This window comes from Streptomyces flavochromogenes (genome assembly GCF_000717595.1).
Taxonomy (GTDB): Bacteria; Actinomycetota; Actinomycetes; order Streptomycetales; family Streptomycetaceae; genus Streptomyces; species Streptomyces flavochromogenes.
In genome coordinates, this window is sequence record NZ_JNZO01000063.1 from 1 (window position 1) to 11,122 (window position 11,122).

Here is an 11,122-nt window from a genome sequence, read left to right on the forward strand (position 1 = left end):
GCCGGTGTGGCTCATGGGAGGCAACGTGCTTCCTTTCCGGGGACCGGCTGTGCAGGTCGTGATGGTTTCCACCCGTGCGGGGGGATGTGGGCGCTTCGTGTGCCGCACATCAAGAGACCCGCGAACCCTGAACACGGTTGTACGCGTGCAGGGGCCGAGGCCGCCATTGAGCCTGCAGTGGCCTCACGTTCAGGCAGGAGCGGTACCGGCCGACAGGCGCCACCGCTCCGAGTACGCGGCCTGGTCGGCGGTCCACGGCCGACCTGACCGATGGCGAAGCGAACAGTCCCCCAACTCCTCGGAGCACAAAAGCCGCTCTTGGACCCACCGTGCAGTCGGTCAGCTTCGACGACCTGGAACCTCCGGCCGCTGTGTACGCCCGTGCCCACGTCCTCCTGGGTGGTCCCCGATGGCAGTTCACCCTCCTGGGTGGTCCCGACGATGGCAGTTCACCGAGGCCCCCTCCGGGAGCACAGTCGCACCTATGTCCTAATTGGTGTAGGGAACTCCCGGGTGCAACTGATCGTCTGGCCGAGTGAACGGCTCTCGAACGGAAGGAAGTTGATGCTCGGTGAAGGTCGCGATCGGCGTGGACCAGGAGGAAGCTGCCGCTGCGGAGCAACAACTGCGGTCCCTGCACGAGTGGCTGCTGGCTGACGCGGTCTGCCGCCGGCACGCGGGCCCTACGTTGGGCTCCGGCGCTGTCACGGTGCCGGGGGCGCAAGGGGACCTGATCGACGTGCTGAGCCTGGTTCTCGGGACGGGCTTCAACGCCGCGTCGCTCTCGGTGGCGATTGCTGCATGGCGGCGTAGCCGGCCCGGGTCGCCGACCCTTGTCGTGGAGCGCGCCGACGGTACCCGGATCACCTTGACCGGAGCGGCGAACGAAGACGCCGGGCGCTTGCTCGCCGAACTGGAGCGGGAACAGGCGTAGCGGACATGCACGATCCGGCGCCCGCCTCGAGGGCGGTTTTGGTCGGGGCCAGTGGCTTTACGACCCTGGACGACCTTCCGGCAGTGCGGGCCAACGTTCCTGCTCTCAAATCCCTGCTGGGCGACCTTGTGCTGCACCTGGATGCCGGGCACTGCCGTACGTTGGTGGACCCGGCCTCTCCGCGGCAGGTGTCTGTCGCTGTCCGGGCAGCCGCTCAAGAGGCCACAGGTACCCTGTTGGTCTACTATGCGGGCCACGGGCTGATCGACCCTGGCACCGGCCTGCTGCACCTGGCCGTCCCTGACAGCGACCGGGACTCCGTCTTCGACACGACGGTGCCCTATGACTGGATCAAACGGTCCATCGCGACGAGCCGCGCCGCTCGCCGGATCGTGATCCTCGACTGCTGCTACAGCGCGCGGGCCTTCGGTGTGCAGTCCGAGTCGGTCGCGGCACTCGCGGAGATCGACGGCACCTACCTCATGGCGGCTGCGGCGGAGACGGCTGTGGCCCTGTCTCCGCCCGATGAGCCTTACACCGCTTTCACCGGCGAACTCCTCGACCTGCTGCGGGACGGCGTGGCGTCCCGCAGCAGGTTCCTCGACTTGGACACCGTCTTCGACCAGCTCGCCCGGCGCCTGCAGGCCAAGGACCGCCCCCGTCCGCAGAGTCTGTGCCGCAACAGCTTGGGTTCGTGGCCGTTCGCCCGCAACAACGCCTTCCAGCCACCTCCGGAAGGCTTTGTCGCGGCCCCGGACATCGCCCGCGCCCTGGACGCCGTCCGCACCGTGTCGGTGCCGGTACTGGCCGCGCAGATCGGCGAGTTGAGCGAGCACCGACCAGCGACCGCGACCGAGATGGTCCACACCGCCCTGCAGCACAGACCAGTCGCCGATCTCGCCCTCCTGTTCGTCGCCCTTTACCAGGCCGGCCGCCAGCCCCACGTCGAGGCGGCCCTACCTGCACTCATGGCCTCCCGCAGCGTTCAGGAAAGCGCTGATCTCCTCGAACAGCTTCTGGCCACGCCCGCCGAGGACGCAGTGATCACGCTGCTGCGCCTGACGGCAGAGCTCAAGCCCGCCGCGGACACCGTGCACCTGGCCACCGCTCTGATCCGCATCGGCCTGCGTGAGCACACGACCGTCCTGCTCTCCGCCTTCGCAGTCACCCGCAGCCTCGACGACACTCTCGCCCTGACCGGCCTGGCGTGCCGGGGCGAACTCGACGAACTCGTCGAACCCGTCATGCATGTCCTGGCAGAGCGCCGTCCCATCGCCGATGTCATCGATCTCTTCCAGCGCCTCCACAACGCTCCGCACCCCCACCACGCGCTGGCACTGATCACCGCAGCGGCCCGCAGCCGTACCGCCACTGACACCGCCGAGATGATCACCTCGCTCTACCGCGACGGATACCAGGAGATCGCAGAGGAAATCTTCCGAACCGGCATCGGGCACCGAGGACCCGAGCACACGGGCGAACTCATCGCCGCCCTGCAGAAACTGCGCCTGACCGAGGCAGCCGCACTCGGACGCCGCCTGGCCATCCGGAACAGCACTGTCAGCGAGACCATCCTGCTCATCACCCATCTGATGGCCGTGGGACAACACCAGCACGCGCTGGCGGCAACGCTGGAAACAGCCAGGTTGCGGCCCGGAGCAGAGTTTGTCGAAATCACCCAAGCACTGGACGTCTCCCCCGCCCACCAGCACATGCCCGCCCTCCTGAACGAAGCGGCTCGCACATCCTCGCCCGTCGACGTCGCCCATCTCATCCAGGTCCTCGACGAAGCAGGCCAGAGCTCCGATGCCGAACACGTGCTCTGGCGAACGGTGCGCAACCGTCTCCCAGGTGACACCGGCATCATGCTGGACCACTTGAACGCAAACGGCTCGCGGTTCACCGACGACCTTGCCCTGCGTACACTGTGGCGCTCGCACTCGCCGATCGACACCGCCTACCTGGCCAGGGCCCTGGACACCGTTCTACCGGCCAAGACGGACCTGGTATGCGGCATCGACGACCGCTCCGTCGCCGATGTCGCCGCACTTGTCGCCTCTCTGGAAAGGCTGTCCGCCGGCATCCGTACAAACCGGGTCCTTGATGCCGTGGTCCGTGACTGGGAGCACCACCGCCAAGCTCATCTGGTGATCGCCCTCGAAGAACGGTCGCTCACCGGCTGCGCCCGGCGACTGGAGCAGGCGGCACGGCCATCAAAGGACTTCGTCGAGAAACTGGCCGGCCTGCGCGGCGCGCAGAGGGAGACCGTCTGGCAGGCACTGACGTTCTGGTGGCCCAGAAACGGGCGTCCTGACAGGCGGCAGCGCACGCCCTCACCGCACAACCACGCGCTGTACGTCGTCAGGGACGAGGACAGCGTCTACGGCATCGCCGCCCGCTACGGCGTGCGCTGGGCCAGCATCGTCGAAGCAAACGATCTCTCCGTTCCCTTCCTTCTGACGCCGGGACAGCAGCTCCGCATCACTTTCGAGAGTGAAGGAAACCGATTCGTCCCCCCGCCATTTCCGCGCAAGCTGCTGCCAGAGCGCTCGCACCCCAGAGTGCGACAACTCCAGGCGGCCCTCAAGCAGTCCGGCTACCTGCCCCGCTGGGTGGTGGACAGCGACTATTACGGCCCTGCCACCAGTGAGGCCGTCGCCCGCTTCAACAGGGAACACCGCCTTGCGCAGGGGCCATCCAACGGGACCGATCATGTGATCAGTCACCGGGGCTGGGACCTGCTCCACCGCATCGCCCACGGCAAACTTCTGCTGGCACAGGGGTTGGCTGACGGCCTCGATGCACTGCCGCAGCAGATTCCGCTCGGGCCGACCGCGGCGGACCGGCAGAAGCCGGAGAAATGGTTTCCTGCAAGAGCTGGAGAGGACTGACCAAGCACCATGACTGCACGAGATCACATGAAATCCGACGCGCGGCACGCCCTGTGACTACTGACGCCTGACCAGTTCGACACCCCCGAGGCGACGTTGGGCGATGCACCGCACCTACGAATCGTTCGAAGACCCCGCCGCCACGGTGAACTCTGACTGCGATCTGGCGTGCGGAACGAAACCCTCCGCCCAGCATCAGGATGCGATGAGCGCGTGCCGCCATGAGGCCGGCAGCTCGTGGGAAGGCAGAGTCGCCGGAACGAGGCCCTGCCTACGTGCCCGCCTGTTCGGCGCAGACCGACCGGATCTCTTCCAGCAGGTCCGGGTAGTGCTCTCCGTATGTCTCCAGCGCGTGCGATATCGCGTCCAGAGCCGCCTTGAGCGGGGAGGACTCGGCGGCAACCAGGACGGCGGGCAGTGCGAAGTGCGGCTGTGAGATCGGTCCGCGGGTGATCGGTGTACTGGCGGGGTGCGTGAGTGCTGCGGGGGTGACGGAGTCGGGGGTGTGCTCGACGTTCGGGGATGCCGCCGACAACTTGCCGTCGGGCACTGTTGGTCGGGGGCTTTCCGGTAGCCTGCCGAGTTCGTAGTGTCTCGCCCCGTCGTCTCCTCGCTCCGCGGTCGGGACCCATGCCCACCCGGGGGGCGTCGGGGGAAAATATCGCGGTCGTTCTGGACGTACGGCCCCGAGCACCGGCGGCCTCGGCGCGAGGGGAGTGGACCGCAGGCTCTCCCACATCCGGGCTGGGTCATCGAACGGCGGCGGAAGCGGGCGCCCCTCCGCCAGCGCGGTGAGCGCCCTGGCAACCCACGGCACAGTGGTCAGGCCGGCAGCCTCGCATGCCCGACGCGCGGCCAGCAGTGCCACGGAACGCTGGACGTCGGCTCCTACGGCATCGAGGGCGTGGACCAGGTCGCTGTCGTAGGTGAGCAGGTCGAGGACGTTGCTTCCGCGGACGGCGCGCAGCGTCTCGCTCGGCAGTCTCCCGCCCCACTGCCACTTCTCGTAATGCAGGCGCCGTTCATCGGCGGTCCGATCGTTGTCCTTGACCGGTTCGTGCACAGAACACCCCTTTGCTCGGGCGGCCTCGGAAGTCGCTGCCGTATCAGCCGTCACTGGTCTGCATCATGTCGCAGGCCACTGACACCAGGGTCACTTCGACGGCACCCGGCGGACGGTGACAGCGGGCACCCTGAGGATCGACCCGATGCGGGCGGGGCCGAGTCCTCGCTCGCGCCGCGGTGCGCGGATCCGTTCCTCGATGTCGGCAGCGGTGCTGTGTGGTGTTGTCAGCGGCGGTGTGTCGTCGTGGGTGGCGCCAGGCTTGCTGTCACCGGCGAGGCAGTAGGGGAGACCCTTTCGGCGACGACTTCGCCGCACTCACAGCATGAACGAGCGGCCTGCGGGCTTGAGAGCCCCGGTCGTGTGGAACCGGGCACTCGGTGCCGCGCGTCCCCCGTCCATGCTGACCCTCTTGGGAATTCTCTTCGCTGTCGCGCCTGTGGTCGTCTGGATGACGATTGCCCGCACCCGCCCCATCGGTTTCGCGATCGGCGGCACCCTGCTCGCCGCAGCCGGTCTGCTGATCAGTGTCCAGCGGGGCTGGATCGACGCCCCCAGACCCGACGCCCATCTCGTGTTCACGGCTCTCGCGCCCCTGCTCATCGCCTGCGGCGCGGGACTGGAAGGACGGCACGAGAACTCTCCTTCCCCGGAATGGGCCTCCCGCCGCAACGGAGCGATGGGGTTCCTGGGGATGCAGTTCATCCTCACTCTCGTGGCCGGCCTCCTGTACGCGCTGATGATCAGTGAGGGTTCAGACGCCCCGCCGTCCAAGGCCCTCCCCGCATTGCCGCCGGGCATCAGCATGGTCGACGAAGGCACCAGCTGCGGTTCCGGCGGCTGCTGGCGCGTCGCGACGGTCACGAGCGAAGACGGCCTGTCTCGGCCCGAGATCATCCGCGAACTGGGCCTCCAGCAGGAGAGTTGCCGCTCCAGTGGTTGGCTGCTCGACTGGCGTGATGTGTGCGTCGGAGCCAGAGACAACGGCAGGAACGTCACCATCTACGCTGGCTGGGGGTACTGAGAGGCTGTTACCACGCCTCCGTCGGACAGCCTTCCCTCACCTGCAGGGCGAACCGGCTCCTGCGCCACCGGTCCTTCCTCACCTTGCCTGGCGGATGACGTGGTGGTGCCGGATCTTGCTTGGGCGCTTGCGCCGGTCGTCTGCGGGAGGGCGAGGGCGAGGGGCTGCTGACCGAGCGGGGCGCGGTCTTCAGCCCGCGCCAGCACGATCGCCGCGTGGAACGGCATGTCGGGGCGGTGAGTACCAAGGAGGAGTCGGCGTTCACCGCCGACGGCATAGAGGAGATCAGCCCGCGGTACCGCCTGTTCTGCGGCTCCGGTACCACCGACGTCCTTTTGGTGCCGGTGCTGTGCAAGCGGAAGGTCCCGGCCGTTGCCGACCAGGGGCGGGCGCTTTCGCGGGTGGGGGGACGTGGACGACGCCGCCCGCGCCGTCGTCCTCGCGCATCGCCGACGACACCCCGGTCGGTTTCGGTGAGCACCTGCGCTCGTTGACTGGCGTCAGGCACGTCATCGCCGATGACCGTCCCGCTGTGGCTCCCCAAGTCGGCCCTCTGGCGCACAGCGTCATGGGGACCAACCTCCGTCTGTCCAACGCGAGGGCGAAGCACGAACTCGGCTTGCAGCCCAGCCACGCGGGCAGCGTGGCCGGAGTGCGGGCCCTTGCCCGGCGGCTTGGCGTTCCGGCAGCCTGATCCGATGATCGATTCCACGCCCGCCCAGGACCCGTTCTTCGAGCACCGGCGACTGCTGTTCGCCACCGCCTACCGGATGCTGGGCAGTGTCGCCGACGCCGAGGACATCCTGCAGGACGCCTGGCTGAGCTGGTCCCGCACCAACCACGCCTCCGTTCAGCAGCCGAAGGCCTACCTGGTGCGCACCGTCACCAATCTGTCGCTGAACAGGCTCACCTCTGCCCGTGCCACCCGCGAGTCCTATGTCGGGCCGTGGCTGCCCGAACCGGTGCTGACCGACACTGACGTCGCGGAGAGGACAGACATGGCCGAGACGGTCTCCATGGCAATGCTCGTGGTGATGGAAAGCCTCACCCCGATCGAGCGCGCCGTCTTCGTACTGCGCGAGGTCTTCGGCTACTCACACGCCGAACTCGCCGAGGTGCTGGAGCGCCCTGAGCCGACGATCCGCCAGATCGCGCACCGGGCGCGCTCCCACGTACAGGCCCGCAGGCCTCGCTTCGACACCGACCGCGCCCAGCGCGACGCGATCACCGACCGCTTCCTGGCCGCCTGCGACGGCGGAGACCTGAACGCGATGATGGAGCTGCTGGCCCCCGACGTCACCGCCTGGTCCGACGGCGGCGGCAAGGTCACCGCCTCGCGTCGCCCCCTGCACGGCACCTCGGCCGTGGGCCGCTGGCTGCTCGGCGTGCTCGCCAAGCCGGACTCCCAGGGCGTCACGTTGAGCGCCGTCGAGATCAACGGCGAACTCGGCGTCCTCGCCGTCGTCGGCGACACCCCCGTCGGTGCCCTCTCCTTCGATCTGGTGGACGGGCGGATGCAGAACCTCCGCTTGCAGGTCAATCCGGACAAGCTCGCCGGCCTGAACGGCGACCACACCTCCTGAAGCGCTCACTGGCTGCAGGTGCCGCGCCCGGTCGGCGTGCCTGACCCGACGGGAGTGAACGTGGTGTCTGGATTCCTCAAGTTCTGCAGCCCGGTTGCCGTCGTCGTCGGCAGCCTCAGGTTCATCTTCCTCCTGCGGTGCCGCGGGATCCGGCCAGGCCTGCGTACCGGGCCGGATCAAGCCCGGCATGGTCTGTGCGGACGAGGGCCGGGTCGAGCACACGTACGCGCAGATGAGGGCGGCCAAGGAGCGTGGACGGGAGCGGACTGCAGTCGGCGGGGCCGCGGTCGTCGTCGGCGTGGGCCTGACCGTTCTCGGGGGAGCGTTCTCCCGTGCATCCCGGGGCCGCATCTGAATGACGGGCAGCATGGGCTGCACGTGAGAGCCGGGCACCGACAACACGGTCGGAGCCCGGCTCTCCAGCGTCGGTCAGGAAGGAGCCGCCGACCCAACGAGCCAGCCCACCCGGCACCGCCCCCCACGGCTCTCATCATGTGATGCAGGTCACATTCAAGGTTGTCACGCCGCCGCACCCTCACCTGTCCCGTAGATGTCCACGCAATCGCGACGAACAACGGAGCAGCCGCAATGAACTCGAACCACCGCATCGTCGTTCTCGGCGCCGGGTACACGGGTATGTTCACCGCCATCCGACTGGCCCACCGCACCTGCGGCACCGGAGTGAAGATCACACTGGTCAATCCTTCGGGCCGGTTCGTGGAGCGGCTGCGGATGCACCAGATCGCCGCCGGACAGAAGCTTGCCGACCACCGGATCCCCGACCTGCTCGCCGGAACGGCAGTCACGTTCCTCCAGGGCGCGGCCACCGCCATCGATCCCGAGGCCCGGCGCGTCACTGTCGACGGCGGCCTCTCTCTCGGATACGACACCCTCGTGTACGCGCTGGGCAGCTGGACCGACACCGGCAACGTCCCCGGCGCCGACGAGCACGCGCTCACCCTCAACAGCCCGGAGATCGCCGTCCGCTTCGCCGAGCGGGCCGTGGAACTCGCGCGGTCGGGCGGCCTGGTCACCGTCTGCGGCGGCGGCCTGACCGGCATCGAGGCGGCCACCGAGCTCGCGGAGGCCCACCCCCGCCTGAACGTCACGCTGATCAGCGCGGAGGAGCCCGGCGCGATGATGGGCGACCGAGCCCGGGTGTACCTGCGCCGCGCGCTGGACCGCCTCGGCATCACCGTGGTGTCGGGCGCCCGCGTCGCGCAGGTGCTGCCCGACGCCGTCCAGCTGACCGACGGTCGCACCGTCCGCTCCGACGCATGCCTGTGGACCACCGGCGTCAAGGTGTCGCCGCTCGCCGCCGACTCGAAGATCGCCACCGACGACCGCGGACGGATCCTGACCGACGCCACGCTGCGGTCGGTGTCCCACCCAGAGATCCACGCCGTCGGCGACGCCGCATCCGTTCGCATGACCTGGGGGCAGCTCCACGGCTCCTGCCAGAGCGGGCTGCCGACCGCGCAGTACACCGCCGATACCATCGTCCGGCTGGTACGCGGCAAGTCCGTCAAGCCGTTCCGCTTCGGCTATTTCCACCAGCCGCTCAGCCTCGGTCGGCGCGATGCGGTCATCCAGTTCACCAAGGCCGACTTCACCCCGGCCCGCTGGCGCCTCACCGGTCGCGCCGCCGTGATGTACAAGGAACTGGTCAGCAGCAGCCCGCTGATGACGTACCGCTACAGCAAGCGCATGAACATGACCACGTTCGTCTCCAAGGGCGCCACCGCCTCCCTCGAAACCACCGTGTGACGGGCTCGTCCACGTTCGGCGCCGTACTGCCCGACGTGCGGCGCGCGGACGCCGTCAGCCGACGGTCCATGCCGACACCAGGCAGGACCCATACGCCAGCGCCGAAGGCTGGTGCGCCCGCGACGCGCACGGAAGGGGGCGTGGTCCATTTCTCCCGAAGGCGTCACCATGAAGATTCTCGTCACCGGTGCCACCGGTACGGTCGGAAGCCGGCTCGTGCCTCAGCCTGCGCCGTCGCCGACGGGGTCGGTCATCGGCTTCGTGCCGACGGCGATGACCACCTTGCGGGGGACGGGACCGGATCGGACGACACAGAACAGGCAGACAGGCGGCGGGCTGTGACGAATGCGTCATGGGTGTGACGACCGGATACGCCGGTCGTCACACCCACGAGTGATTCGAGAACCGGATGCTGACCAACATCATGTACGTGACGGTCTACGTCACCGATCAGGACCGCGCGCTGGAGTTCTACACCGAGGGACTCGGTCTGGAGAAGCGGCTCGACTTCCCGGGGCCCTACGGACGGTTCCTCACCGTCGGTGTTCCCCACAGCCCGGTGCAGATCATCCTGTGGTCGCATGCGGCAGCCGCCGGACAGCCGGGCGGCTGGGGCGCCCCCGGACCGGCTGATCGCCGGGCTGGAGGGCGCCGGCCTTGTCACGTCCTTGCACCTCGGCACGGATGGCGTCGGCAGCGGTCACGTCCCGGTGGCAGCATCCTCCGGCGTCGGCGGATAGAGGTCGAGCACGACATCGAGCCCCAGAGCGCCGACCTCGGCGAGCAGGTGAGCCGGCAGGACGCAGCCCCCCTGGCCGTTTTCACTGCCGAACCCGAGAACCACCTCCAGATCGCAGGCATCAGATAGCCGAATCAGCTCCTCACGGTGCCCGTCGAACAGCCTGACCAGTGCCGCCACATGTTCCTCCGGCCAGCGGTCGCTGCCCAGGCCGCTCCGGCGAATCCACACGTTGACCTCACGCCGGACGCTGCTCGGATTCCGAGGGCTCGTCAGGCTTCCTCGCTCGAACTGATCATCCGGCGCGATCCCCAAGCGAGCCGAGATCTCGCTGGCGCCCACCGTTTGGCTCGTGATCCGCAACGACCCGGCGGACCACTTCGTATCCGGCATCGGCTGCCGCAACATCAGGTTCTCTGGCACGCCATCACGATCGCAGGCCGTCCCGTCCAAGGCCACTGACTTCTTGGCGCTCCACCAATCGGAGCCCGCGCACTTCAGCCACCCGGCACCACGAGTTCAAGTTCAATAGCCGCCCCCGAACCGAACTTGCCGGTTCCCACGTCGGGCCGCATGACCCAAGACGTCCTCCGCGACGACCCGCTTCCTCTGCTCCCCAACCACCTGTTCCGGGCCGACTGGGGAACGTTCCAGCACACGTAGGTCCGGCTACCAGCCGCACGCAGCCCTTGGCTGCGCACGATCCTCGAGAACCTCACGCAGAACACTTCGGCCGGCCTCTTCTGACCGTCAGGCAATCGAACAGCATTGGACTCTCGTGCCCCCCGAAGTGGTCGACACCTGATGCCCATTCGCTTGCGAAGTCAGGGCGCCGAACTCCAGGTGCCGTCGAGGAGACTGGACGTACAGCGCCGACGGCTGGGCCAGCGTCAGGGTTAGGGCCTGTCCGATGGGTCGTGTGCTGATCCGGGACGTGGCACGATGGGCGTGAGAGTGAGGTCATGGCGACAAACGGCCGCACCGAAGTCCGTTCTCCACAAACGCTGAGGCGCGCTGAGTTTGGTTCTGTCCGCACTTCCGTGAACGGGGTTCGGCTGCCTTGGATGGCGGATCGTTCCTCCAGGGCAGCTCTTGGTGGTGGGGGCTACTGAGCGATCGAT

8 protein-coding genes and 1 pseudogene are annotated in these 11,122 nt (G+C 68.1%); 7 read left to right on the plus strand and 2 right to left on the minus strand.

Annotated elements, in window-relative coordinates:
- The first annotated feature begins 571 nt into the window (after positions 1 to 571).
- Entirely contained in the window at positions 572 to 934 is a 363-nt protein-coding gene (locus IF00_RS0139840; protein WP_051820891.1) for an effector-associated constant component EACC1, read from the plus strand.
- Between the two features lie 5 nt (positions 935 to 939).
- A complete protein-coding gene (locus tag IF00_RS43095) occupies positions 940 to 3,825 on the plus strand; it encodes a caspase, EACC1-associated type (protein WP_051820892.1) in 2,886 nt (961 codons plus the stop codon).
- Between the two features lie 271 nt (positions 3,826 to 4,096).
- Here the strand turns inward: IF00_RS43095 and IF00_RS42165 are convergent, their stop codons facing one another.
- Positions 4,097 to 4,360 carry a hypothetical protein gene (locus IF00_RS42165; protein WP_245234785.1) on the minus strand — a complete coding sequence of 88 codons (264 nt, stop codon included), beginning with the start codon at positions 4,358 to 4,360 and terminating at the stop codon, positions 4,097 to 4,099.
- Between the two features lie 940 nt (positions 4,361 to 5,300).
- Between IF00_RS42165 and IF00_RS0139855 the strand changes: the two genes are divergently transcribed.
- The 5 genes and pseudogenes from IF00_RS0139855 to IF00_RS47750 form a co-directional block, all read left to right on the plus strand.
- Positions 5,301 to 5,912: a hypothetical protein gene (locus tag IF00_RS0139855; protein ID WP_245234786.1), complete on the plus strand. Its 612-nt coding sequence runs from the start codon at positions 5,301 to 5,303 to the stop codon at positions 5,910 to 5,912.
- 698 nt (positions 5,913 to 6,610) lie between these two features.
- A complete protein-coding gene (locus IF00_RS0139860; RefSeq protein WP_030326912.1) occupies positions 6,611 to 7,495 on the plus strand; it encodes an RNA polymerase sigma-70 factor in 885 nt (294 codons plus the stop codon).
- A gap of 187 nt (positions 7,496 to 7,682) precedes the next feature.
- Positions 7,683 to 7,850: a hypothetical protein gene (locus IF00_RS45960; RefSeq protein WP_158710600.1), complete on the plus strand. Its 168-nt coding sequence runs from the start codon at positions 7,683 to 7,685 to the stop codon at positions 7,848 to 7,850.
- A 233-nt stretch (positions 7,851 to 8,083) separates the two neighbouring features.
- A complete protein-coding gene (locus IF00_RS0139870) occupies positions 8,084 to 9,262 on the plus strand; it encodes an NAD(P)/FAD-dependent oxidoreductase (protein ID WP_030326913.1) in 1,179 nt (392 codons plus the stop codon).
- A 424-nt stretch (positions 9,263 to 9,686) separates the two neighbouring features.
- A pseudogene (locus IF00_RS47750) lies at positions 9,687 to 9,824 on the plus strand (VOC family protein); the annotation flags it as partial.
- A 138-nt stretch (positions 9,825 to 9,962) separates the two neighbouring features.
- On the opposite strand, the gene IF00_RS0139875 reads toward IF00_RS47750, so the two are convergent.
- The gene (locus tag IF00_RS0139875) at positions 9,963 to 10,424 is read right to left on the minus strand and encodes a DUF4279 domain-containing protein (protein WP_158710601.1); all 462 of its coding nucleotides are present in this window, start codon (positions 10,422 to 10,424) and stop codon (positions 9,963 to 9,965) included.
- Between the last annotated feature and the right edge of the window lie 698 nt (positions 10,425 to 11,122).

Coding starts and splice junctions, on each gene's coding strand:
- IF00_RS43095 (WP_051820892.1), top strand. CDS start 940: ATGCACGATCCGGCGCCCGCCTCGAGGGCGGTTTTGGTCGGGGCCAGT.
- IF00_RS0139860 (WP_030326912.1), top strand. CDS start 6,611: ATGATCGATTCCACGCCCGCCCAGGACCCGTTCTTCGAGCACCGGCGA.
- IF00_RS45960 (WP_158710600.1), top strand. CDS start 7,683: ATGGTCTGTGCGGACGAGGGCCGGGTCGAGCACACGTACGCGCAGATG.
- IF00_RS0139870 (WP_030326913.1), top strand. CDS start 8,084: ATGAACTCGAACCACCGCATCGTCGTTCTCGGCGCCGGGTACACGGGT.